This window comes from Kribbella sp. HUAS MG21 (assembly GCF_040254265.1).
Taxonomy (GTDB): Bacteria; Actinomycetota; Actinomycetes; order Propionibacteriales; family Kribbellaceae; genus Kribbella.
Map to the genome: position 1 here is coordinate 8,309,693 of NZ_CP158165.1, position 23,103 is coordinate 8,332,795.

The 23,103-nt window shown below is 70.8% G+C and carries 24 protein-coding genes; 9 read left to right on the top strand and 15 right to left on the bottom strand.

All coding sequences use genetic code 11. The annotated features are described in order from the left end of the window. Positions 1 to 57: 57 nt before the first annotated feature. Both ABN611_RS39875 and ABN611_RS39880 read right to left on the bottom strand, forming a co-directional pair. Positions 58 to 1,302, bottom strand: a complete 1,245-nt coding sequence (locus tag ABN611_RS39875; protein WP_350277498.1) for a DUF1501 domain-containing protein — start codon at positions 1,300 to 1,302, stop codon at positions 58 to 60. Between the two features lie 9 nt (positions 1,303 to 1,311). After that, positions 1,312 to 2,628 carry a DUF1800 domain-containing protein gene (locus tag ABN611_RS39880; RefSeq protein WP_350277499.1) on the bottom strand — a complete coding sequence of 439 codons (1,317 nt, stop codon included), beginning with the start codon at positions 2,626 to 2,628 and terminating at the stop codon, positions 1,312 to 1,314. Between the two features lie 108 nt (positions 2,629 to 2,736). Between ABN611_RS39880 and ABN611_RS39885 the strand changes: the two genes are divergently transcribed. Continuing rightward, positions 2,737 to 3,261 carry an alpha/beta fold hydrolase gene (locus tag ABN611_RS39885; protein WP_350277500.1) on the top strand — a complete coding sequence of 175 codons (525 nt, stop codon included), beginning with the start codon at positions 2,737 to 2,739 and terminating at the stop codon, positions 3,259 to 3,261. A 10-nt stretch (positions 3,262 to 3,271) separates the two neighbouring features. Beyond that, positions 3,272 to 3,691 carry a PPOX class F420-dependent oxidoreductase gene (locus ABN611_RS39890; RefSeq protein ID WP_350277501.1) on the top strand — a complete coding sequence of 140 codons (420 nt, stop codon included), beginning with the start codon at positions 3,272 to 3,274 and terminating at the stop codon, positions 3,689 to 3,691. On the opposite strand, the gene katG is transcribed toward ABN611_RS39890, so the two are convergent. Then, the gene (gene katG / locus ABN611_RS39895) at positions 3,678 to 5,891 is read right to left on the bottom strand and encodes a catalase/peroxidase HPI (protein ID WP_350277502.1); all 2,214 of its coding nucleotides are present in this window, start codon (positions 5,889 to 5,891) and stop codon (positions 3,678 to 3,680) included. The genes ABN611_RS39890 and katG overlap by 14 nt on opposite strands. A 37-nt stretch (positions 5,892 to 5,928) precedes the next feature. Further along, complete coding sequence (locus ABN611_RS39900; protein WP_350281749.1) at positions 5,929 to 6,291, bottom strand: Fur family transcriptional regulator; 363 nt, start codon at positions 6,289 to 6,291, stop codon at positions 5,929 to 5,931. Between the two features lie 177 nt (positions 6,292 to 6,468). Here ABN611_RS39900 and ABN611_RS39905 point away from each other — a divergent pair, with 177 nt between their 5' ends. After that, positions 6,469 to 7,455 carry a GNAT family N-acetyltransferase gene (locus tag ABN611_RS39905; RefSeq protein WP_350277503.1) on the top strand — a complete coding sequence of 329 codons (987 nt, stop codon included), beginning with the start codon at positions 6,469 to 6,471 and terminating at the stop codon, positions 7,453 to 7,455. On the opposite strand, the gene ABN611_RS39910 is transcribed toward ABN611_RS39905, so the two are convergent. Next, positions 7,452 to 10,199, bottom strand: a complete 2,748-nt coding sequence (locus tag ABN611_RS39910; RefSeq protein WP_350277504.1) for an AAA family ATPase — start codon at positions 10,197 to 10,199, stop codon at positions 7,452 to 7,454. The genes ABN611_RS39905 and ABN611_RS39910 overlap by 4 nt on opposite strands. Positions 10,200 to 10,301: 102 nt before the next feature. Between ABN611_RS39910 and ABN611_RS39915 the strand changes: the two genes are divergently transcribed. The 3 genes from ABN611_RS39915 to ABN611_RS39925 are packed head-to-tail and all read left to right on the top strand — an operon-like array spanning position 10,302 to position 13,001. Further along, positions 10,302 to 10,928 carry an alpha/beta hydrolase gene (locus tag ABN611_RS39915; protein WP_350277505.1) on the top strand — a complete coding sequence of 209 codons (627 nt, stop codon included), beginning with the start codon at positions 10,302 to 10,304 and terminating at the stop codon, positions 10,926 to 10,928. A 21-nt stretch (positions 10,929 to 10,949) separates the two neighbouring features. Next, positions 10,950 to 11,945, top strand: coding sequence for an aldo/keto reductase (locus tag ABN611_RS39920; RefSeq protein ID WP_350277506.1), 996 nt, complete (start codon positions 10,950 to 10,952; stop codon positions 11,943 to 11,945). A gap of 21 nt (positions 11,946 to 11,966) precedes the next feature. After that, on the top strand, positions 11,967 to 13,001 hold the full coding sequence (locus ABN611_RS39925) for a DUF4331 family protein (RefSeq protein WP_350277507.1): 1,035 nt from the start codon (positions 11,967 to 11,969) through the stop codon (positions 12,999 to 13,001). Here ABN611_RS39925 and ABN611_RS39930 read toward each other — a convergent pair. The 7 genes from ABN611_RS39930 to ABN611_RS39960 all read right to left on the bottom strand — a co-directional run bounded on the left by ABN611_RS39930 (position 12,998) and on the right by ABN611_RS39960 (position 18,758). Continuing rightward, complete coding sequence (locus ABN611_RS39930) at positions 12,998 to 13,663, bottom strand: GNAT family N-acetyltransferase (protein WP_350277508.1); 666 nt, start codon at positions 13,661 to 13,663, stop codon at positions 12,998 to 13,000. The two genes, ABN611_RS39925 and ABN611_RS39930, sit on opposite strands and share 4 nt — an antisense overlap. Positions 13,664 to 13,691: 28 nt before the next feature. Further along, positions 13,692 to 14,621, bottom strand: a complete 930-nt coding sequence (gene era / locus ABN611_RS39935; RefSeq protein WP_350277509.1) for a GTPase Era — start codon at positions 14,619 to 14,621, stop codon at positions 13,692 to 13,694. Then, entirely contained in the window at positions 14,605 to 14,937 is a 333-nt protein-coding gene (locus ABN611_RS39940) for a cytidine deaminase (protein WP_350277510.1), read from the bottom strand. The genes era and ABN611_RS39940 overlap by 17 nt, the downstream gene beginning before the upstream one ends. 10 nt (positions 14,938 to 14,947) lie before the next feature. Further along, a complete protein-coding gene (locus ABN611_RS39945; RefSeq protein WP_350277511.1) occupies positions 14,948 to 16,252 on the bottom strand; it encodes a hemolysin family protein in 1,305 nt (434 codons plus the stop codon). 7 nt (positions 16,253 to 16,259) lie between these two features. After that, positions 16,260 to 16,736: an rRNA maturation RNase YbeY gene (gene ybeY, locus ABN611_RS39950; protein WP_167214929.1), complete on the bottom strand. Its 477-nt coding sequence runs from the start codon at positions 16,734 to 16,736 to the stop codon at positions 16,260 to 16,262. Beyond that, positions 16,733 to 17,659: a PhoH family protein gene (locus ABN611_RS39955; protein WP_350281750.1), complete on the bottom strand. Its 927-nt coding sequence runs from the start codon at positions 17,657 to 17,659 to the stop codon at positions 16,733 to 16,735. Before ABN611_RS39955 ends, ybeY begins: the two co-directional genes overlap by 4 nt. Before the next feature lie 139 nt (positions 17,660 to 17,798). Continuing rightward, positions 17,799 to 18,758, bottom strand: coding sequence for a hypothetical protein (locus ABN611_RS39960; protein WP_350277512.1), 960 nt, complete (start codon positions 18,756 to 18,758; stop codon positions 17,799 to 17,801). Between the two features lie 104 nt (positions 18,759 to 18,862). On the opposite strand from ABN611_RS39960, the gene ABN611_RS39965 reads away from it, so the two are divergent. Next, positions 18,863 to 19,372: a SigE family RNA polymerase sigma factor gene (locus tag ABN611_RS39965; protein WP_350277513.1), complete on the top strand. Its 510-nt coding sequence runs from the start codon at positions 18,863 to 18,865 to the stop codon at positions 19,370 to 19,372. Then, positions 19,369 to 20,511: a Gmad2 immunoglobulin-like domain-containing protein gene (locus ABN611_RS39970; RefSeq protein ID WP_350277514.1), complete on the top strand. Its 1,143-nt coding sequence runs from the start codon at positions 19,369 to 19,371 to the stop codon at positions 20,509 to 20,511. The genes ABN611_RS39965 and ABN611_RS39970 overlap by 4 nt, the downstream gene beginning before the upstream one ends. A gap of 1 nt (position 20,512) precedes the next feature. On the opposite strand, the gene ABN611_RS39975 is transcribed toward ABN611_RS39970, so the two are convergent. Beyond that, the gene (locus ABN611_RS39975; protein ID WP_350277515.1) at positions 20,513 to 20,842 is read right to left on the bottom strand and encodes a helix-turn-helix domain-containing protein; all 330 of its coding nucleotides are present in this window, start codon (positions 20,840 to 20,842) and stop codon (positions 20,513 to 20,515) included. A gap of 185 nt (positions 20,843 to 21,027) precedes the next feature. Here ABN611_RS39975 and ABN611_RS39980 point away from each other — a divergent pair, with 185 nt between their 5' ends. Continuing rightward, positions 21,028 to 21,255, top strand: a complete 228-nt coding sequence (locus ABN611_RS39980; protein WP_350277516.1) for a TetR family transcriptional regulator C-terminal domain-containing protein — start codon at positions 21,028 to 21,030, stop codon at positions 21,253 to 21,255. Here the strand turns inward: ABN611_RS39980 and ABN611_RS39985 are convergent. Together ABN611_RS39985 and dnaJ are read right to left on the bottom strand one after the other, a co-directional pair. Next, positions 21,229 to 21,945, bottom strand: coding sequence for a 16S rRNA (uracil(1498)-N(3))-methyltransferase (locus ABN611_RS39985; RefSeq protein WP_350277517.1), 717 nt, complete (start codon positions 21,943 to 21,945; stop codon positions 21,229 to 21,231). The two genes, ABN611_RS39980 and ABN611_RS39985, sit on opposite strands and share 27 nt — an antisense overlap. Next, entirely contained in the window at positions 21,946 to 23,088 is a 1,143-nt protein-coding gene (dnaJ, locus tag ABN611_RS39990; RefSeq protein WP_350277518.1) for a molecular chaperone DnaJ, read from the bottom strand. Positions 23,089 to 23,103: the final 15 nt, after the last annotated feature.

Below are 23,103 nucleotides of genomic sequence, written 5' to 3' on the forward strand. Positions count from 1 at the left end.
TCGGCCAGAGGGCTCGGCTTCCGTTCCAGACCACCACTACCCGTTCTTCGGTACGCATCAGACCCTCAGCAGACCGTCGATCGTCGTGGTGTGGCCGGCGAGGACCTTGCCGGGATCGGCGCCGAGGACGTGCTGCAGAACGGTGGCGTAGACGTCGCGGAAGTCGGTGGTCGACCTGAGATCGCCGTTGGACAGATCGGTCAGGCTGGGTTGGGCGCCGTAGAAGCCGCCGGCAACTTTCTCCCCCAGCAGGAACACAGGTCCCGCGGTGCCGTGGTCAGTGCCGTCGCTGCCGTTCGCCTGCACGCGGCGGCCGAACTCGGAGTACACGAGGACCACCGCGTTCTTCCCGCGGTCGGACTTCTGCAGCCGCTGGACGAACGGCGTCAGCGCGCCGTCCAGCTCGGTCAGCAGCCGCTGCTGTGTTCCCCGCTCGTCGGCGTGTGTGTCGAAGCCGCCCAGTGAAGCGGAGTACGCCCGCGTCGGTACGCCGGCCTCGATCAGCCCGGCGATCAGGTCGAGCTGTGCCCCGAGCTGTGAAGCGCCGCCGGCGGACGCGCCTTTGGTCCGCTCCTCGTCGTCCTCGTCCTCGCGTTCGCGACCACTCGCCTTCCCCAGGACCCGCGCCGCATCCTGCAGGTCCTGCACCGACTTCGCCGCCCGCGCCTGCCACGGGCCTTCACCCGGGCTCGGCTTCCCCAACGCCGCGTACGCCGTACCGACAGCACCGCTCGGCAGCGCCAGGCCACGCAGCGGCAGGGACGCGGCGGCGGTGGTCTCCCCCGCCAGGAGCGGCGGAAGCGTCGGCTCGACCGAGACCGCGCGCAGCGGGTCCGCACCGGTCGCGTCCAGCCAGCGGCCGAGCCAGCCGCTCGGGACCGGCGACTTCGGCGACGCCGTCTGCCAGATCGCCATCGACCGGAAGTGGCTGCGATCCGGCTCGGGATAGCCGACCCCGCGGACGATCGCCAGCCGCTTGTCGTCCCAGAACCCCTTCAGGCCCTTCATCCCCGGGTTCAGCCCGAGCCCGTCGCCGAGGTCGAGCACCTGGTCCGGCTCGTAGGCGAGCTCCGGCCGTGCTTTCTGGTACGCCGGATCCGCCGCCGGTACGACGGTGTTCAGCCCGTCGTTGCCGCCGTACAGCGTGATCACGACGAGCACCGACTGATCGCTCGGCAACGGATCGTCGACAGCCGCCGCCATCAGGTCGGACCAGTTCACCTGCGTCGCACCGGCAGCGAGCGCACCGGCCGCGGTCACACCGCTGAGCGTCAGGAACCGCCGTCTCGTCAGATTTGCCACGATCTCCTCCTAGGCGCTCACGACGTATTCGGGGGCACAGGCCGCGACCGCGACCAGCTGCGCGGGGTCCTTCAGGCCGGTCAGCGCCGCGCGAGTCCGGTCGGACCAGCCGTCGACGCCGAGCAGTGCACCGGCCGCGCTCACGCGATCCGTCGCGTTGTCGACAATCGAAAGGTCGGCAATCTTCACCAGCTGTTGTGCGAGCTGCAGCCGCGTCACCCCCGCGGAGGTCGTCAGCCAGCTCGCTCCCGCAGGCCAGCCGCCGACGCTCGGCGGGCGGTAGGGCAGCTGGCCCATTCCTCGTAGGCCGGCGAGCAGCTTGGTCTGTTCCTTCTCCGGCAGCTGCCCGGGCCGCAGCCGCAGTGCCCGCAGCAGTCCGACCGCCCACTCCACCGGCTGCTTCACCAGGCTCGCCGCCGGGTCCTTGAAGCCCGGCTCGCTCACCATTGCCGTCAGCAACGACCTGACGTCGCGTTGGTCGCCGTACGCCGTTGTCAGCCGGGCCAGGGTCGCGCTGTCCGGCGGCGTCGCCGACACCAGCCGGAACCACAACCGCCCGATCACGAACGCGGCCGACGCGGGCTGTGCCAGCGCGAGGCCGGCGAACTCCTTCGCGTCGAAGTCGCCCGTGCTGCCGAGTACCGTCTTCGACCCGGAGTCGAACCGCCGGCGCTGGAACACGGCACCTTGTTCCCGCAGTACCCAGCCGGTCAGGCAGCGGGCGCCTTGGGCCACGTCGGCCTCCTGGTAGTGGCCGATGCCGAGCGTGAACAGTTCGAGGAACTCGCGGGCCAGGTTCTCGTTCGGCGAGCCCTTGCGGTTCCGTTGACCGTCCAGCCAGCGGATCATCGCTGAGTCGACGATCATCGCCTGGGCGAGGTCTCCGAACCGTGCGAGCGCGAGTTTGCGCTGGGTCTGGTTCTGGGCGAGCATCCAGGCCGCGTTCCGGACCTTCTGGTTGCTGGTGGCGAAGTGCCCGTGCCAGAACCAGGTGAGGCGCTCGCCCGCGGTCCGGCTCACGACCATCCGGTCGAGCCACCAGATCGTCAGCCTCCGCTCCTGCGCCACCCGCTCCCGATTAGCCGCCTTCTTAGATTCCTTGTCTTTCTTGTCCTTGCCGTCCTTGCTCGCCTTGGCCGGTGGTTCCAGGCCGGTCGGTGGCGGTACCGCGGCGGCGGCCGCGTCCGTCGCCGGTCCGAGCAGCCGCCGCACCGTCGCGTCCACACCGGCCTCGAGGTCCCCCGGCGCCGGACCGAACCCCAACCGATCGTTCAGCCGCCGGACCAGGGCCCGCTCACCCGAAGCTCTCTCGCCGATCCCGCTCATACGCCCGATCGTCTCCGCCACAACCCGCGCAGAACCAGGCTCCACCACCCATCCTCAGCGGATCCACAGGTTCCGTGGACACTGTCTCCTGGTGAGAAAGGAATGCTGATGAAGGATCTGGTCTGCCTGCACGCCGGTACGAGTGGCCCGTCGACGTGGCGCCGTTTCATCCCGGACTTCGAAGCGCTCGGCTATCGGGTGCATTGCCCGACGTTGCTCGGACACGGGCAGGCGCCGCGGCGTCGGGCGTACTTTCTCGACGACTTCCGCGACCAGGTACGGCGTGAGCTCGAGCGGCTCGACCGTGTGACGCTCGTGGGGAACTCGTTGGGGGCGTTCGTGGCCACAGCCCTGGCGGTGCGGGAGCCTGCTGCGCGACGTGATCGCGGATCTCTGCCGCCCGCGACCGGATTGGTGGTCCGGCCTGCCCGCTGTCACCGCACCGACGCTGCTGCTGGCAGGCGGACCGAGGAGTCACCTCGATCAGACCCGCTTCCACCGCGTCGCCGACCTGATGCCCTCAGCAACGATCAGGACGATCGAGGCCGGGCACCGGATCCACAGCCACGCCCCGGACCGCTGGCTCGCCGAGGTCGGCAGGTTCCTTGCGTTCAAGCGTCCTTGAATTTCTAGGCTGGGTCCCATGACGGAAACCCTCCTCGACCGGATCGGGACGCACGGGCTCGGTGTGCTGGTCACGATCAAGCGCGACGGCCGGCCGCAGCTGTCCAACATCACCTACGTGTTCGACGGCGACCGGGTGCGGATCTCGCTCACCGACGCCCGCGCCAAGACCAGGAACCTGCGCCGCGACCCGCGCGCCAGCCTGTACGTGAACGGCCCGAACGGCCGCTCGTACCTGGTCCTGGAAGGCAAGGCCGAGCTCAGCCCGGTTGCCGCCGACCCGTACGACGCCGTGGTCGAGGATCTCGTCGACTACTACCGCACCGCCTCGGGCGAGCACCCGGACTGGGCCGAGTACCGCGCCGCGATGGTGCGGGACCAGCGACTGATGTTCTCGATGACCGTCGACCACGCGTACGGGATGCCTACACCTTCCTGAGGTCGAAGCGGTCGAGCTCCATCACCTTGACCCAGGCCGCGACGAAGTCCCGGACGAACTTCTCCTGGGCGTCCGCGCTCGCGTAGACCTCGGACAGCGAGCGCAGCTGCGAGTTCGACCCGAAGATCAGGTCGGCCGCCGTCGCGGTCCACTTCACCTCGCCGCTCCCGAGGTCCCGGATCTCGAACAGGTTCTCGTCCGACTCCGAAGCCCGCCACTCGGTGCCCGGCGCCAGCAGGTTGACGAAGAAGTCGGTCGACAGGGTGTCGGTCCGGTCGGTGAACACACCGTGCCGCGCGTTGCCGACGTTCGCTCCGAGCACCCGGAGACCGCCGACCAGGACGGTCAGCTCCGGGCTGGTCAGGGTCAGCATGTACGCGCGGTCCAGCAGCAGCGTCTCCGGTGACAGCTTCTCGCCGGCCCGCAGGTAGTTCCGGAACCCGTCGGCCCGCGGTTCGAGGACGGCGAACGAGTCAACGTCGGTCTGATCCTGGCTCGCGTCGGTCCGCCCCGGGTGGAACGGCACCGTGACGTCCTGGCCGGCGTTCCGCGCCGCCCGCTCGACCGCCGCGCTGCCGCCGAGCACGATCAGGTCGGCCAGCGACACGCGCTTCCCACCGGACTGCGCCGCGTTGAAGTCCTGCTGGATCCGCTCCAGCGTCTCCAGGACCCGCGCCAGCTCCGCCGGATCGTTGCACGCCCAGCTGCGCTGCGGCTCGAGCCGGATCCGCGCGCCGTTCGCACCGCCGCGCTTGTCGGTCCCGCGGAACGAGGCCGCCGACGCCCACGCCGTGAACACCAACTGCCGTACGGACAGCCCCGACCCGAGGATCGTTTCCTTGAGGGCCGCGACGTCGGCGTCGTCGATCAGCTCGTGGTCGACCGCCGGGACCGGGTCCTGCCACAGCTGGGGCTCCGGCACCCACGGGCCGAGGAAGCGCGATACCGGCCCCATGTCGCGGTGGAGCAATTTGTACCAGGCCTTCGCGAACGCGAGCCGGAACTCGTCGGGGTTCTCGTAGAAGCGCCGCGAGATCGGGCCGTAGACCGGGTCGAGGCGCAGCGCGAGGTCGGTCGTCAGCATCGTCGGGCGGTGCTTCCGGGACGGGTCGTGCGCGTCCGGCACCGATTCCTCCGCGTCCTTGGCGACCCATTGCTTGGCGCCGGCCGGGCTCTCCGTCAGCTCCCACTCGTGGCCGAACAGGTTCTCGAAGAAGCCGTTGCCCCACCGGGTCGGCGTCTGCGTCCAGGTCACCTCGAGCCCGCTGGTGATCGTGTCGCCGGCCTTGCCCGTGCCGTGACTGCTCGCCCAGCCGAGCCCCTGCGCCTCGAGCGGCGCCGCCTCGGGCTCCGGACCGACGCTCTCCGCCGGACCGGCACCGTGCGTCTTGCCGAACGTGTGACCGCCGGCGATCAGCGCCACGGTCTCCTCGTCGTTCATCGCCATCCGGCTGAACGTCTCGCGGATGTCGCGCGCCGCGGCCAGCGGGTCCGGGTTGCCGTTCGGGCCCTCCGGGTTCACGTAGATCAGGCCCATCTGCACGGCGCCCAGCGGGCCGCCGAGCTCCCGGTCACCGGAGTACCGCTCGTCGCCGAGCCAGGTGTCCTCCGGGCCCCAGTAGATCTCCTCGGGCTCCCAGACGTCCTCCCGGCCGAACCCGAAGCCAAAGGTCTGGAACCCCATGTCCTCCAGGGCCACGTTGCCGGCCAGGACGAGCAGGTCGGCCCACGAGATCTTCCGGCCGTACTTCTGCTTCACCGGCCACAGCAGCCGCCGGGCCTTGTCCAGGTTCGCGTTGTCGGGCCAGCTGTTCAGCGGCGCGAACCGCTGCGCGCCGTCGCCCGCGCCGCCGCGGCCGTCCTCGATCCGGTACGTGCCGGCCGCGTGCCAGCTCATCCGGATGAACAGCGGCCCGTAGTGCCCGAAGTCCGCGGGCCACCAGTCCTGCGACGTCCGCATCACCTGGACGAGGTCGCGCTTGAGCTCGTCGACGTCGAGCTTGCCGAACTCGGCCGCGTAGTCGAAGTCCTCCTCCATCGGGTTCGACTTCGCCGCGTGCGGGTGCAGGATCGTCAGGTCCAGCTGGTTCGGCCACCAGTCCCGGTTGGTACGCGGCCGGCTGACCTTCGGCTCCGGGGAGTCGATGGCAGGGTTCTCGCTCTCGCTGCCGTGCTGGGTAACGCCGGTTGTGTCGGACATGCTCAACCTCTCGTGCGCTCGCAGTCGATTGCTGATGTCAGGAAGTGCCGGCGGCACAGGTGGGGCACAGGCCCCAGTACACGACCTCGGCCTCGTCGACGACGAAACCGCCGTCGTCGGACGCGGTCAGGCACGGCGCGTGCCCGACCGCGCAGTCCACGTCCACGATGGCGCCGCAGGACCGGCAGACCAGGTGGTGATGGTTGTCCCCCACCCGCGCCTCGTACCGGGCCACCGAACCGGCCGGCTGGATCCGCCGGACCAGACCGGCGTCGGCCAGGGCACGCAGAACGTCGTACACCGCTTGATGGGACACGTCGGGCAGTTCGTCGCGCGTGGCCCGGATGATCCCCTCCGTGTCGGCATGCGGGTGCTGGTGCACAGCGCGCAGTACCGCCATCCGGGGACGGGTGACCCGGAGCGCGGCCGTCCGTAGCACCTGCTCGAGTTCGGACTCGATGGCCACGTGGCGAGTCTTCTCCGCAGTCTGGAATCAGTCAAGAGTCTCCTCCGCGTCGGCGATTCGCGCCGGATAAACCAGATGCGGTAACCGCCCGTGCCGGTGGACCCTGTGGGCGTGGAGATCACCAGACTGTCACCCGACGACGAGGTCGGATGCGCGGAAGCCGTCGCCGTGGACTCGGCCGGCTGGAAGCTCGACCGCCCCGAGATGCTGCAGCACACGCCGAAGAGCTTCGCGAACATGCTGCGCTACGGCTGGGACATGGTCCCGCCGCAGGCCTACCTGGCGCGCGAGGAGGGCATCCCGGTCGGGCTGCTCACGATCGAGGTGCCGCGGTACGACAACACCAACCAGACCTGGCTCGACGTCAAGGTCCACCCCGACCACCGCGGCCGCGGGATCGGGTCGGAGCTGCTCGCGTACGGCGAGAACATGACGCGCGAGCTCGGCCGGGACGTGGTCGGCTTCGGCGGGCTCGACCTGCCGAAGGCGGAGGCGTTCGCCGCTCGGCACGGGTTCGAGCAGAAGGCGATCGAGGTCAACCGGCGCCAGGACCTGGCCGGGCTGGACTGGGACATCGTCCAGCGGCTGTACGACGAGGCCGTGGCGGCGTCGACGGCGTACGAGCTGGTCACGCTCACCGGGGCGCTGCCCGACGACATGCTCGAGGGCATGGTCGCGGTGACCGAGTCGATCAACGACGCGCCGAAGGACGACCTCGACATCGAGGACGACGTCTTCACCCCGGAGCGGCTGCGGGCGTACGAGGAGGCGCAGGAGAAGAGCGACCGCACCCTCTACCGCGTGATCGCGCGCGCGAAGGAGACCGGCGAACTGGCCGGGCACACGGTCGTCGCGGTCGAGCAGGAGCGCCCGCACATCGGCGAGCAGCACGACACCGCGGTGTCCCGCGACCATCGCGGCCACCGCCTCGGAGCGCTGCTCAAGTCCGCGATGCTGCTCCGGCTACGCGAGGCCGAGCCGGCGCTGACCCAGATCGACACCTGGAACGCCGAGTCGAACAACCACATGATCGGCATCAACGAGCAGCTCAACTACAAGATCGTCTCCCGCTTCCTGATCTACCAGAAGTCGGTCTAGTCGTCGGGTCCGAGGGCGTCGCGGAGGGCGGCCCGGGTGGTGATCCCGAGCTTCGGGAAGATCCGGTACAGGTGGCCGCCCACCGTGCGCGGTGAGAGGTAGAGCCGCGCGGCGATGTCCTTGTTGGTCAGGCCCGCCGCGGCCAGCCGCGCGATCTGCACCTCCTGCGCGGTCAACGCGGCGGTCCGCGGCGCCTTCGCCGGGGCGCCGAGGCCGGTCGCGCGCAGCTCCCGCTCCGCCCGCGCCGTCCAGGGGTCGGCGCCCAGCGTCGTGAACGCGGCCACCGCCGCCTCCAACTGGACCTGGGCCTCGTTCACCGACCGGGCTCGCCGGAGCCGTTCGCCGTGACACAACCGGATCCGGGCCACGTCGAACGGCCACTGCTCGACGGTGGGCAGCGTCAGCGCCTTCTCGAAATGTGTCCACGCGTCGTCGTCCTCGACCGCCGCGATCCCGGCCGAGGCCTCGACGAGGATCGCCAGCCGCGGGGACAGCGTCGCGACATCCGCCGCGCGCAGCGCACTGACGTGAGCGGCGGCCTCGGCCCGGCGGTTCGTGCGTACAGCGGCCTCCACGAGGTCCATGGCCATCCACAGCGCGTGCGGAACGTGCGAGGCGAGCACACCGGCGGGACTGATCGCGGCCGCGTGGCGATAAGCGGCCTCGTAGTCGCCACGGCCGATGTCGGCCAGGACCAACGCGTGATGCGCGAACGCGCGAGCGGTCCCGACGCCGCGGGGACCTGCCCAGCCGACGATCTGGTCGACGAGCGCCTGCGCGGCGCCGAACCTGCCCCGAACGGCGGCGAGCAACGCCTGGTGGTACCGCGGATACCAGCTGAAGAACCCACCCGCGCGGTCCTCGCTGACCGACAACCCTTCGGCGGCGAACTCGGCGGCCTCGTCCCAGTGGCCGCGGTGGAAGTCGTCGACACACAGGTCGAACAGCGAGACGAGGTGCTTACGGGCCGGGCCCCCGGCCCGCCCCTGCAGCACGATGCGCCACAGCGGTTCCCGCAGCTCGGCCAGCCGGTCGGCGTACATCGCCGCACCGGCGAGGTTCTGGACGACGTCCAGGTCCGTCTCCCGGTGGACGGAGCGCAGCGCGGCGTCGAGCCGCGGCAGCGCGGCGACACCGGTGCGCGCCGGGTCGGCGAACAGGTCCAGCGTCAGCCTCAGCAGGTCCGGCGGGCCGTCGGTCAACCTCGCCATCGCGACGTACAGGTCGTCCCAGAGCTGGCTGCGGCCGCCGACGAAGCAGAGCAGGGCGAGCGTCCACAACGCGTTCACGATCTCCGGGTTACCCGCGTCGCCGGCATCGGGACTGCCCTCGATCGCGGCCACCAGGAGCCGGTGTGCGGTGTCCACGTGACCGTCCGCGGTGATCATCACCAGCGCCGCCGCCGAGGCGTAGTGCAGGGAGGCGGCAGCATCACCGCCGGCGCGACGGATCGCCTCCAGGCGGTTGGCAGCACGCCGGAAATCGCCCATCGACTCGGCGCCGAGGAACGCGGACTCCGCCAGCCGGCGACCCCGGGCGTCAGCACCCGGGCTCAGCTCGGCGGCGCGGGTCAGCAACGCGATCGCGGACAGGTGGTCACCACGGCCGAGCAGCCGTCCGGCCGCCTCCTCCAGCATCCTCGCGACGTCCTCGTCCGGCTCGATGGTCGCCTCGCCGAGATGCACCGCCCGCCGCTCCGGCTCGTCGGCGAGCACGCCGGCGAGGGCGCGATGCGCCGCGCGCCGGTCGATCGACGTCATCGCCGCCACCACGGCGGACCGGATCAGCGGGTGCCGGAAGCGCAGCCGACGGCCGTCGAGCTCGACCAGCTGATCGCGCTCCGCGGGACCGAGATCCTCGATACCGTAGCTGCCGGCACCGGCCCGCAGCAGGACAGCGAGCTCGCCGGCGTCGTCGACGGCGGCCATGAGCAGGAACGCCCGGGTCGCGGGCGGCAGGTTCATGACCCGCGCCGCGAAGTACCGCTGCAAGTGGTGGCCGAGCGGCAGGACGGCCGGCAGTGGCTCGGCCGCCGTCCGCTGGGACGCGCTCAGTGCGCGGGGCAGTTCCAGGAGTGCGAGTGGGTTGCCCTGGGCGATGTGCAGGAGCCGCGACGCGACAGTGCGGTGCAGGTCGGGGAACCGCTGACCGAGGAGTTCGGCGGCGTCCTCGTCGGCCAGCGGCTGCACGTCGTACTCGTGGAGTCCGGCGCGATCGAAGTACCCCTGGTCCTCGCCGGTGCGGCACGCCGCCAGGAACCCGGCACGGCTGCCGTCGAGCCTCCTGGCGACAAAGCTCAGTACGCCGGCACTCGCGCGGTCGATCCACTGGACGTCGTCGACGATCAGCAGCAGCGGCGCGGTGGCGGCCGCGGACCGGAGCAGCGCCGTCGTGGCGTTGGCCACCCGCAACCGGTCCGGCGGCGGTCCGTCGCCGAGGCCGAGCGCCACGCCGAGCGCCTGCTGGTGGGCGGTCGGCAGGTCGTCGAGCCTGGTGAGCAGTGGATACAGCGCCTGATTCAGCGAGGCGTAACCGACCCGTCCCTCGAGTTCCGTCCCGATCACGCGGACCACCGTCGCCCCACAGGTGAGCGCGTACTCGCCCACCGCGTCGAGGAGTGCGGTCTTCCCGATCCCCGCGTCACCCGTCAGCAGCAGCGCCGCACCGTCGACGGCGGCTTGATCGGCGAACGAGCGCAGTACCCGCAGCTCCCGCCAGCGGCCGACCAGCCCGCTCCCCTCCACGCCGCGAGTCTACTCAGGTCCCGGAATCGAGTCGGATGACTCATCCGCGCGGCACGTCCGCGAGCCGAAAGTGGTCGTGACATCGGCAGGAAAGGAGCCAAGATGCCGTACATCACGGTCGCCAAGGAGAACACCGGCGACATCGAGCTGTACTACGAGGACCACGGGGACCCGGCCGGGCAGGCCGTGGTCCTGATCCACGGTTACCCGCTGGACGGCCACTCCTGGGAGCAGCAGTCCCGGGTGTTGCTGGCAGCCGGCTACCGAGTCGTCACCTACGACCGGCGTGGGTTCGGCCGGTCCAGCCAACCGACGGTCGGCTACGACTACGACACCTTCGCGAACGACCTCGACGTCCTGATCGACGTACTGCGGCTGCGCGACGTGATCCTGGTCGGATTCTCGATGGGCACGGGCGAGATCGGCCGGTACCTCGGCCGGTACGGCAGCGCGAACGTGCGCAAGGTCGCCGCCTCCTGGTACGCGTCGGTCGCCTGCGTCGCCACCTGGCACGAGGACTTCCGCGCCGACATCGCGAAGATCGACGTCCCGGCCCTGATCCTGCAGGGCACCGGCGACCGGATCCTGCCGATCGAGTCCACCGGCCGCCCGTTCGCGCAGGCCGTCCCGGACGCGACGTACGTCGAGATCGACGGCGCACCTCACGGGCTGCTGTGGACCCACGCCGACGAGGTGAACAAGGCGCTCCTCGACTTCCTCGGCGCCTGAGCGGGGGTCGAGCAGATGACCATGCGCCAGAGACGACTGGGCGAGCTGGAGGTGTCCGCGCTCGGGCTCGGCGCCCTCGGGATGTCGGACCTGTACGGCCCGGCCGACGAGCAGGAGTCGATCGCGACCCTGCACGCCGCCTTCGAGGCCGGCGTCACGCTGGTCGACACCGGCGACTTCTACGGCTCCGGCCACAACGAGCTGCTGATCGGCCGGGCGTTGGCCGGCCGACGGCGCGAGGACGTCGTGCTGAGCGTCAAGTTCGGTGCCCGGCGCGGGCCGGACGGCAGTTTCCTCGCGGCCGGGTACGACGTCTCGCCGGCCGCCGTCCTCGACCGGCTCGCCTACACGCTGCGCCGGCTGGGCACCGACTACGTCGACATCTACCGGCCCTCGCGGTTCAACCCGGAGATCCCGGTCGAGGACACCGTCGGCGCCCTCGCCGAGCTCCGGACCGCCGGGTACATCCGGGCGATCGGCCTGTCCGAGGCCGGTGCCGACACCGTCCGGCGGGCCGCGGCGGTGGCCCCGATCAACGACCTGCAGATCGAGTACTCGTTGCTGTCCCGCGGTCCGGAACGGTCGATCATCCCGGTCCTGCGCGAGCTCGGGATCGGCCTGACCGCGTACGGCGTCCTGTCCCGCGGCCTGCTGAGCGGCCACTGGGATGCGGGCCGACGGCTCACCGCCGGGGACTTCCGGGCGATCAGTCCACGGTTCCAAGGCGACAACCTGGCCGCGAACCTGCGGCTCGTCGCGGCGCTCGGCAGGGTCGCCGAGCGACTCGGCGCCAGCACCGCGCAGGTCGCGATCGCGTGGGTCGCGGCCCAGGGCGACGACGTCGTACCGCTTGTCGGCGCCCGGACCAGAGACCGTCTCGACGAGTCGCTCGGCGCGGCCGGACTGGTCCTCGACGCGGACACGCTGCGCGAGATCGAGACCGCCGTCCCCGCGGGCGCCGCGGCCGGCGACCGCTACCCGCCGCAGGCGATGGCCGCACTCGACAGTGAACGCTGACACCACCGAAGGAGCACCACCATGTCCCACCATCTCGATTCACCGCTGGCCCGGCAGGACGTCCGGCTCGACATCACCGACCTGTACGTCTTCCGCGGCGAGACCGGCACCGTCCTGGTGATCAACGTCTGCCACTCGCTGGCCGGCGACGTCCCGGAGCCGGGCTTCCACCCCGAAGGGATGTACGAGTTCAAGCTCGACCTCGACCACGACGGAGTCGAGGACCGCACGTACCGCTTCGTCTTCGGCGACCGTGACGCCACCGGGCAGCAGTCGGTGTGCCTGCACCGGATCGACGGGACGGCGGCCACCGATCCGTTCGCCGCGGGCGTCGTCGTCGCCACCGGCACGACGGACGAGACGATCACCACCACGGACGGTCTGCGGGTCTGGACCGGCAAGGCCGGCGATCCGTTCTGGATCGAACCGGACGTCCTGCACGCCGTCGGGCACGCCTTCGAGGACGGTACGACGATCAACCTCGGCAGCTGGACCCCCGATCAGGCGACGAACCTGTTCGCCGGCCACACCGTGTACTCGGTCGTCCTCGAGATCCCGGACGGCGACCTGCTCGAACCCGGGCAGCACACCCGCCCGATCGGGGTCTGGGCCGTCGCGAGCCTGGCCACGGACGCCGGCGGCTGGCGGCCGATCAACCGGGTCGGGCTGCCGATGATCCACCCGCTGTTCACGCAGTACAACGAGGAACTGGGCGACAACCTCAACGCCGGGCGGCCGGGCGACGACCCGGCGACGTACGGCGAGCTCCTGACCCGCGAGATCGCCGGAGTGGTCGGTGCCTACGGGACGGCCGAGGATCCGGCGGCGTACGCGGCCGGCGTGGTCGCCCGCTTCCTGCCGAACATCCTCCCGTACGTCGTCGGCACCCCGGCGTGCCTCGGGTTCAACGCGTTCAACGGCCGCACGCTCACCGACAACGCGCCGAACGTGATGTTCTCGATCGCGGCCAACACACCGGTTGCCCTGGGCATCGGCAAGGAAACGGTCACGGCCAAGCCGCGGGCGTTCTTCCCGTACGTCCCCGAAGCGAGCTAGACGGCCTCGACCACGGTCACCTGCATCTCGTTGGAGAGCGTGAAGCCGAGGGACTTGTAGAGCCGGATCGCGGTGGTGTTGCCGCCGCCCGTGTGCAGGAACGGGGTCTGGCCGGCGGCGGTGATGTGCGCGGCGACCGCGCGGATCAGCCGGCTGGCCAGCCCCTGGCCCTGGTACGACGGATGCGTGCAGACGGCGCTGATCTCGGTGTGCCCGGGCAGCGCGAACCGGGTGCCGGCCATCGCGATCAGGTCGCCGTCACGCCGGATCCCGAGGTACGTGCCGAGCTCGATCGTGCGGCTCCGGAACGGCCCGGGGTCGGTGAGCGCGACGAGCGCCAGCATGTCCGGTACGTCGTCCGCGCCGAGGACGACCGTCTCCGGGTCCGCGGCCGGCAGCGAGGCCGGGGCGAGGAACTGGAGCAGGTCGATTTCCACCTCCACCTTGAAGCTGTCCGGCACCGCGAGCGCGGGCCGCATCAGCGCACCCGTCGTACCGGAGCCGAGCAGCGCGGCCGCGTCGGCCCAGTCCTGCTCGGTCGGTACGTCGGGCAGCGCCAGGAACGGCGCCATCGCGGCCGGATAACGCCGTACGTCGCCCCGGATCTCGGCGAAGGTGGCGTGCGCGCAGGTCAGCGCGGCGTACACGGGATTGGTCAGCACCGCGAGAACTCCCCCCACGAAAGGCCTGTCAGAATCCCAGTTTGCGCAGGTGCTTCGCGTCTGTCTGCCAGTTTTTGGCGATCTTGACGTGCAGATCGAGGTACACCGGCGTACCGAGCAGGGCCTCGATCTGCCGGCGGGCCGCCGCGCCGACCTCGCGCAGCCGGGCGCCCTTGTGGCCGATCACGATGCCCTTCTGGCTCTCCCGCTCGAGGAAGATGTTCGCGTACACGTCGAGCAGCGGCTTGTCCTCCGGCCGGTCCTCGCGCAGCCCCATCTCGTCGATCGTCACCGCGATCGAGTGCGGCAGTTCGTCGCGGACGCCTTCGAGCGCCGCCTCGCGGATCAGCTCCGCGACCAGCGTCTCCTCGGGCTCGTCGGTGATGTCGCCGTCCGGGTACAGCGGGAAACCCGCCGGCAGCAGCTTGACCAGCTCGTCGGCGACCAGGTCCACCTGGAAGCCGGACGTCGCCGACACCGGCACGATCGAGGCCCACTCGATCCCGACGGACTCGCCGAGCGCCTGAATCTCGGCCAGGTGCTCTACCATCCGGTCCGGCTCGACCAGGTCGGCCTTGGTGGCCAGGGCGACCTTCGGGGTCTTCGCCACCTTCGCCGCCTCGCTGACCAGGAACCGGTCGCCGGGACCGATCTTGTCGCTCGCCGGCAGGCACACCGCGATCACGTCGACCTCGGCCCAGGTGGTCTTCACCAGGTCGTTCAGCCGCTCACCGAGCAGCGTCCGCGGCTTGTGCAGGCCGGGCGTGTCGACCAGCACCAGCTGGGCGTCCGGCCGGTGCACGATGCCGCGGACGGCGTGCCGGGTGGTCTGCGGCTTCGACGAGGTGATGACGATCTTCTTGCCGACCAGCGCGTTCGTCAGCGTCGACTTGCCGGCGTTCGGGCGGCCGACGAAACAGGCGAACCCCGCCTTGAAATCCTCAGGTGTGGCGGACATCGCGAACCTCTCCGGTGCCGTTGGCAACTACTACTGGGATGTTGGCGCCGGCGAAGTGCCGTACGACGTTGACGTCCACCGCCTCGGCCTCCGTGACCACGGCCGCGGCCTCCAGACCCTTCACGCCGGACGACAGCGCCATCGCGACGGCCAGCTGCAGCGCGGTCAGCTCGACGGTGTCGAGCGCGACCGTGCAGGCGGCGTACGTCCGCCCGTCGGTGTCCCGGACCGCGGCGCCCTCGGCGGCGCGGGTCCGGGCCCGGGTGGCGCGGGCGAGCGTGACGAGTTTGGCGTCTTCGGCCGACAGGTCTGACAAGTCGATGCCCCTAAGCGTGCTGGTGGTTCTGGTCCGGTGGGACCGGCGCCGGCTCTTCGCGGCGTACCAGAACCGTACCCACCTGGTTCCGGCGGCCGGACGGCCGCTCCGCGGTGAGCGACAGGCCCGCGATCTCGACCTCGGCCCCGGGGATCGGCACCTTGCCGAGCAGCTTCGCCATCAGGCCGCCGACCGTGTCGACGTCGTCGTCGTCCAGCGGTACGCCGAACAGCTCGCCGAGCTCGTCGATCGGCAGCCGGCTGGAGACCCGGTAGGCCCCGTCGGACAGCTCCTGCACCGAGTCCGGGTCCTCGTCGTACTCGTCGGTGATCTCGCCGACGATCTCCTCCAGGATGTCCTCGATCGCGACCAGGCCCGCGGTGCCGCCGTACTCGTCGACGACGATCGCCAGGTGCATCCGGGCCGCCTGCATCTCGCGGAGCAGCTCGTCGACCGGCTTGGAGTCCGGGACGTACATGCACGGCCGCATCACCGATTCGACCCGCTCGGTCGACTCGGCCTGGGCGTTGTCGTACACCCGGCGCATCACGTCCTTGAGGTAGACGACGCCGACGATGTCGTCGAGCGACTCGCCGATCACCGGGATCCGCGAGAACCCCGACCGCAACGCCAGCGAGGTGAGCTGGCGGAGCTTCTTGTGCTTCTCGATGTAGACCATGTCGGTCCGCGGCACCATCACCTCGCGGACGATCGTGTCGCCGAGCTCGAACACCGAGTGGATCATCTGCCGCTCGCCGGACTCGATCACCGCGGACTTCTCCGCGTAGTCCACCAGCGCGCGCAGCTCGGCCTCGGTCGCGAACGGGCCCTCGGCGAAGCCCTTGCCCGGGGTCAGGGCGTTGCCGACCATGATCAGCAGCTTCGGCAACGGGCCGAGGATCCGGGTCACCGCCATCACCGGGCCGGCGGACAGGATCGCGAACCGGTCCGAGTGCTGCCGGCCGAGCGTCCGCGGCGCGACACCGATGATCACGAACGAGATCAGCACCATCACCACGGCGGTGATCAGGATGTGCTCCCAGGTCACCTCGAGGACGCCGGACAGCGCCTGGGTGACCAGCACGATCGCGGTGATCTCGCAGATCAGCCGGAGCAGCAGCAGCGAGTTCAGGTACCGCGGGGCGTCCGCGAGAAGGTCCCGCAGCCGGACCGCGCGCAGGTTGCCCTGCTCGACCTGCTCGTTCGCCCGCACCTTCGAGTACGACGACAGCGCCGCCTCCGCCCCGGCGAACAGTCCGGCGAGCAGCACGAGCACCGCCGCCACAACCACCAGGACGAGGTCGTGGGATGTCATTTGGGTATCACACCTCTAGCCGGTTTCCAGGTGCGCGCCATGCTTCCAGCAGGCGGCCCTGGACGTCCCACATCTCCGCTTTCTCGGCGGGTTCCGCGTGGTCGTAGCCGAGCAGGTGCAGGATGCCGTGGACGGTGAGCAGCTCCAGCTCGGCCCAAGTGCCGTGGCCGGCCTTCGCGCCCTGCGCGGCCGCGACCGTCGGGCACAGGGCGATGTCGCCCAGGTGCCCGAGCGGCAGGTCCTCGTCCGCCTCGCCGTCCGACCCCGGCCGCAGCTCGTCCATCGGCCACGACATCACGTCGGTCGGACCCGGCAGGTCCAGGAACTCGACGTGATACCGCGCCATGGTGTCCTCGTCGACCAGCTTGATCGACAGCTCACACTCCGGGTGCAGCCGCAGCGACGACATCACGAACCGGCTGAGCCGCATCAGTCCGTGTGCGTCGATCTCGACCCCGGACTCGTTGTTGACCTCGACGTTCATCGCTTGGATTCAGCACTGCCTTCGTAGTTTTCGTACGCCGACACGATCCGGCCGACCAGCTTGTGCCGGACCACGTCGTGCGATGTCAACCGGCAGAATGCCAGATCCTGCACCCCGTCGAGAATTTCCTGCACCACCCGGAGCCCGGAATTCGTCCCGGTCGGCAGGTCGACCTGCGTCACGTCGCCGGTGACGACCATCTTCGAGCCGAACCCGAGCCGGGTGAGGAACATCTTCATCTGCTCCGGCGAGGTGTTCTGCGCCTCGTCGAGGATGATGTAGGCGTCGTTCAGCGTCCGGCCGCGCATGTAGGCCAGCGGCGCGATCTCGATCGTGCCGGCGGTCATCAGCCGCGGGATCGACTCCGGGTCGAGCATGTCGTGCAGCGCGTCGTACAGCGGCCGCAGGTACGGGTCGATCTTCTCCGACAGCGTGCCGGGCAGGAACCCGAGCCGCTCGCCGGCCTCGACGGCCGGCCGGGTCAGGATGATCCGGTTGACCTCCTTGGCCTGCAGCGCCTGGACCGCCTTGGCGACCGCCAGGTAGGTCTTGCCGGTACCGGCCGGGCCGATGCCGAACACGATCGTGTTCTTGTCGATCGCGTCGACGTAACGCTTCTGGTTCAGCGTCTTCGGCCGGATCGTCCGGCCGCGGCTGGACAGGATGTTCTGGGTCAGGACGTCGCGCGGGCTCTCCGCGGTGGCCTGCTTGATCATCGCGATGCTGCGCTCGACGGAGTCCGCGGTCAGCCCGTGGCCGGTCCGCACGACCGCGATCAGCTCGTCGATCAGCCGCTCGGCCAGCGCCAGTTCGGCGGGCTCACCGGTCAGCGTGATCTCGTTGCCGCGGACCATGATGTCGGCGGCGAACTCCTTCTCGACGATGCGGAGGAACTCGTCCCGGGCCCCGAGCAGGGCGACCATGTCGATGCTGTTCGGCACGACGATCTTGTGTGACGCCTGCGTGGTGGCGGCCGCGCCGTTCTGGCGCGCCTCCGGTTCGATACTGCGTGGCCTGGACAGGCTCTTCCTCCTGAGTACGGACGATGTGACTCCGTCCATGCTAGCCGTCCCGTCCGACAGCCTCACTCGTAATTCTCCGGGACACGCGCTCCGGGCGCCGCGCGGAGCCGGCCGCGGGCGCCTCCGGACGGCCGGGTACGCCGGGTGCCGGGTTCGGGGCGAGTACGGCGTTCAACCGGCCCAGCTCGCTCCACTCCCGCGCGGAGCGGTGCTCGAGCGCGAGCCGGCGGTCCCGTTCGGCGGACCACTCGCGCGTCGGGTGCAGGTTGACCGTGACGCCCGACGCGGACACCCGGAGCAGCGGGCCGAGCGCCTCGCGGTGCGCCTCGAGCGCCTGCTCGAGCGGCTTGTCGCGGCCGAGTTCGTGGGCGCGGAGCAGCTGGTACGTCGCCTCGGTCGCGGCGCGCGTGGAGCCCGAGTGCAGCGGCGGCTTGTCGAACTCGTCCGCGTGCGTGTTCCGGCCGTCCTCGATACCGAGCGCGTGGAACGGCGTGAACACCTGCAGCGCCTGCACCGGCGCCGTCCAGTCCCCGTCGTACACCGAGTCCTCGCGCCAGGCGTGCGCGCCCGAGTAGCTGTCCTGCAAGGCGTGCACGGCCGCGCCGAGGTGCCGGAACTCGCCGTCGGCGGACCGGTGCGCGGCCGCGAGCTGCTCGAAGATGTACTCGGTGTTCAGCCGCAGGTTGTCCCAGCCCTTGCGGTACGGGTCCGCCATGAAGTGCTCGCGCTGCGCGTCGGGGTTCGCGTACGCCGAGTGCGTGGTCGGCCCGGGTCCGGCGTAAGGGAACGGTCGTCCGGTGCCGTTGAAGTTGCTGATCACGCCGGCGCCCAGCGCCCGGTCCTGGAACGCTTGCGCCTTGTCGACCTCGGCGGCGTACCGGCTGCGGTCGACGCCGTGGATGGTCGCGTCCGGCGCCGACAGGTGCTGGTACAGCTTGGCCACGGCCGCGAACGTGATGTCGTGATGCCCCGACCACTGTCCGTCGCCGCGCTGCTTCATCGGCCCAGGATCGCAGCCGACCGGTCCAGCGCCGTTGTCAACCTGGAAGCTGGTCTCCGCGTCACCGTGTCGTGGCACAACCGGCGGTGGTGTACGAAGAGTGCGTGACACATGAGTCCTCGTGGAATGCCGACGAGGCGCTGACGGCTGTCTACACCGCGCACTACACCTCGCTGGTCCGCCTCGCCGCGCTGCTGCTGCGCGACGCCGGTACGGCAGAGGAGATCGTGCAGGACGCGTTCGTCGCGATGCACGGCCGCTGGCACCGGCTGCGCGACCCGCACAAGGCGCTCGCGTACCTGCGCACCTCGGTGGTGAACCGCTGCCGCTCCCGCCAGCGCCACCTGGTGGTCGTCGACAAGCACACCCCGAAGTCGCTGCCCGACGAGCCGAGCGCCGAGCAGGCCGTCCTGCGAACCGCGGAGACGGACCGGGTGATCGAGGCGATGCGGGCCCTGCCGGAGAAGCAACGCACCGTGATGGTGCTGCGCTACTACGGCGACCTTTCGGAGGCCGAGATCGCGGACACGATGGGCATCAGCCGGGGGTCCGTGAAGAGCCACGCCGCGCGCGCGACCAAGTCGCTGCGCCACCTCCTGGAGCAGAACGTATGAACGACCAATCCCAAGACCCGTTCGACGAACTGATGCGGCGGGCCCTCCAGGAGGAGGCGGACCGGGTCGAACCGTCCGACGCTCTGCCGGAGATCCGCGCCCGCGCGCACGCCCAGCGCCCGTCCACCCGCCGCCCCTGGCTCCTGACCGCCGGCGTCGCCGCGGTCGGCACCGCCGCGGCGGTCGGCGTGTTCACGGTCCTCACCGGCAACGAGAACACCGCGAACGAAGGCGACGAGGTCGCCGGTCCCGGTACGACGACCAGCGCGACTGGCGTACCGCCGACGCAGCCGCCGTCCGTGCTGACCGCCTCCCCCGAGCCGTCCCCGGTGCCTACGCAGGAGACCCAGCCGCCGACCGCCTCCACGACCGCGACCACAGCCAAGACCGCCGGACCGACCAGCGGCCGACCGGAGCAGCCGGCTCCCAGCGCGCTGGTCCCCGTCTACTGGCTCGGCCAGCAGGTAGGCGCCACCAAGAAGACCTCCGCCCGCCTGTACCGCACCTGGTCGAAGGTCACCGGCCGCCCGGCCGAGCAGGCGGTCCGCATCATGACCACGAAGCAGCCCACCGACCCGGACTACTTCTCCGTCTGGCGCGGCGCGTCCGTCAACACCGTGACCCGCTCGGACGGCGTCGTCACCGTCGACTTCAAACAACTCCCCAAAACCACCCTCGACCCCGACCTCGCCCGAGTCGCCACCCAACAACTCGTCTACACCGTCCAGGGCGCGCTCAAGGACAACCAGACGCCGATCCGGGTCACCGAGGCCGGCCGCTCGGCCGGGCGGCTGTTCGGCCACGTCGACACCGCCACACCACTGCGGCGCGCGCAGGCCGCGGAGGTCCAGGCCCTGGTCTGGATCGACTCCCCGGCCGAGGCCCAACTGGTGCAGCCCAAGGTCACGGTCACCGGCGTCGCAAACGCCTTCGAAGCGACAGTCAACTACCAGGTGACGAACTTGAAGACGCGGGAGACGAAGAAGAGCTTCACCAATGCCAAGGAGGGGCAGAAGTTCTCGCCGTACTCCTTCCAGCTGACCCTCAGCCCCGGACCGTGGGAGATCAGCGTGTACTTCCTGTCCGCCGAGGACGGCCGGGTCACCGATACGGACACCAAGTCGGTGCTGGTGAAGTAGCTCAGTCCGGGCGGTCGATGGTGGCGGTGAGGAGGCCGGGGAAGGCGGCGTCGAATTCGGGGCGGCGGAGGCGGTTGAGGCGGCGGGCGCCTTCGTCGCGTTGTTCGATCAGGCCGGCGGAGCGCAGTACGGCGAAGTGGTGGCTGGCGGTCGCCTTCTTGACCGGGAGGTCGAAGGTGCCGCAGGCGCGGGTCCAGTCGTCGTGGACAGCGAGGTCGCGCAGGATCGAGCGCCGCACCGGGTCCGCCAGGGCGTCGAGCGCCGCCTGCAACGGCACCTCCGCCGGGTCGACGTGCGTGAGCGTCCGGGCTCTGGCGGACTCGACGGCCATGCTTCGATCCCTTACATGTTCGGTGACTGTCTAACAGCGTACGCCGGGGTTCAGGTCCGGAAGACGAACGACAGGGCGATGCCGATCACGGCGAGGACCTCGACGACGCCGATCCCGGAGCCGATCGCGGCCAGTCCGTACGCGAGGACGGCCAGGCGTTCGCGCGGTCGCCGCGATCGCCGGAGGTGCGGGAGCGGCTGGCCGCGGTGTACGCGAGGTTCCGGGGTCAGGTGGCCGCGGTCATCCTCGGCACCGAGTCGAACGGGGACGAGCAGCACATCGGGTCGCTCGGCCTCGCGTTGATCGACGGCGTGGCCCTGCAGTGGCTGGTCGATCCGGAGCATGCCCCGTCGGGCGCGGACATCGCGACCGCGCTGCGGGCGTTGTCAGGTCCAGCGGGAGCGCGCGAGTAGCGCGGCGGCTGCGGCCACGCCGGCGGTCGAGGTGCGCAGTACGGTGTCGCCGAGGCGGACGGGGACGGCGTCGAAGGTCTTCAGTTCGGTCGGCGCGATCCCACCCTCGGGGCCGACCACGAGGACGATGTCGCCGGCCGCGGGGACGTCCAGCGACGCCAGCGGCACCGCGGCCTCCTCGTGCAGTACGACGGGCAGCGCCGCGGCGGCCAGCAGTGCCGCGACCTCGGCCGTGGTGGCGAGCGGAGCGACCTCGGCGAACCAGGCGCGTCGCGACTGCTTGCTCGCCTCGAACGCCCACGCCCGCCACTTCGCGAGCATCTTCTCCACCCGCTCCGGATTCGCCCGGAACTGGCTGCGCTCCGCGTTCCACGGCACGATCACGTCGACCCCGACCTCGGTCAGCATCTCCACCGCGAGCTCGGCCCGCTCCCCCTTCGGCACCGCCTGCACCACAACCACCCGCGGCACCGCGGCCGGCACCGTCCCCCGCTCGTCAACGGCAACCGTCACCCCACCCTTGGTCGCCGCGACCACCGCGCCCTCGGCCCAGGCCCCCCGCCCGTCCGTCAGGCGCACGCGCTCCCGCGGCCCGATCCGCCGTACGACGGCCGCGTGCCGGCCCTCGGCCCCCGCGAGGGTCAGCTCGGCACCGGACAGGTCCTCCAGGTGGAAGACCGCGACACCCATCTAGTGGGCGCCGAAGGCGTCGCGGAGGCGGCCGAAGACGCCCTTGTGGGTGGCCTGGACCTGACCCTGGGGGCGTTCCTCGCCGCGGGCGGCGGCCAGCTGGCGGAGGATGTCGGCCTGGGTGTCGTCGAGCCGGGTCGGGGTCTCGACGATGACCTGGACGATCAGGTCGCCGCGGCCCGCGTGCCGCAGCCGCGGTACGCCGCGCGCGGACAGCGTCAGCGCGGTACCGGACTGCGTGCCGGGCCGGATCTCCAGCGGCGTCGTCTCGCCCTCGAGCGTCGGCAGGTCGATCGTCGTACCGAGCGCGGCCGCCGTCATCGGCAGCGTCACCGTGCAGTGCAGGTCGTCGCCGTTGCGGGTGAAGATGTCGTGCGGCTCGACCTCGATCTCGACGTACAGGTCACCGGCCGGACCGCCGCCGGGACCGACCTCGCCCTGACCGGACAGCTGCACGCGCGTCCCGGTGTCGACACCGCCCGGGATCTTCACCGTGACCGTACGACGCGAGCGGACGCGGCCGTCGCCGGAGCACTCGACGCACGGGTTCGGGATCGTGGTGCCGTAGCCGCGGCAGTTCGGGCAGGGGCGCATCGTGCGCACCTCGCCGAGGAACGACCGCTGCGTGTGCGTCACCTCGCCGCGCCCGTGGCAGATCTCGCAGGTGACCGGCTCCGAGCCGGCCGCCGCGCCGGACCCGCTACAGGTCGGACACAGTACGGCGGTGTCGACCTTGAGCTCCCGCGTCGTACCGAACGCGGCCTCGGCCAGGTCGATCCGCAGCGGGATCAGCGCGTCCTGGCCGCGCCGGGTCCGCGGCCGCGGCCCGCGGGTCGCGCCGCCGGTCTGCCCGAAGAACGCGTCCATGATGTCGGTGAACGTGAACGCCTGGCCGAATCCGGCGCCGCCCGGCCCACCGGCCGCGGTGGCGAACGGGTCGCCGCCGAGGTCGTGCATCTGCCGCTTCTGCGGGTCGCTGAGCACCTGGAAGGCACGCCCGATCTCCTGGAACTTCTGGTGCGCGTCCTCGGAGTCGTTCACGTCCGGGTGGTACTGGCGTGCCAGCTTGCGGTACGCCTTCTTGATCTCGTCCGGTGACGCGTCACGGCTGACACCTAGGACGGCGTAGTAATCGGTGCTCATACTCCAGACCAGGGG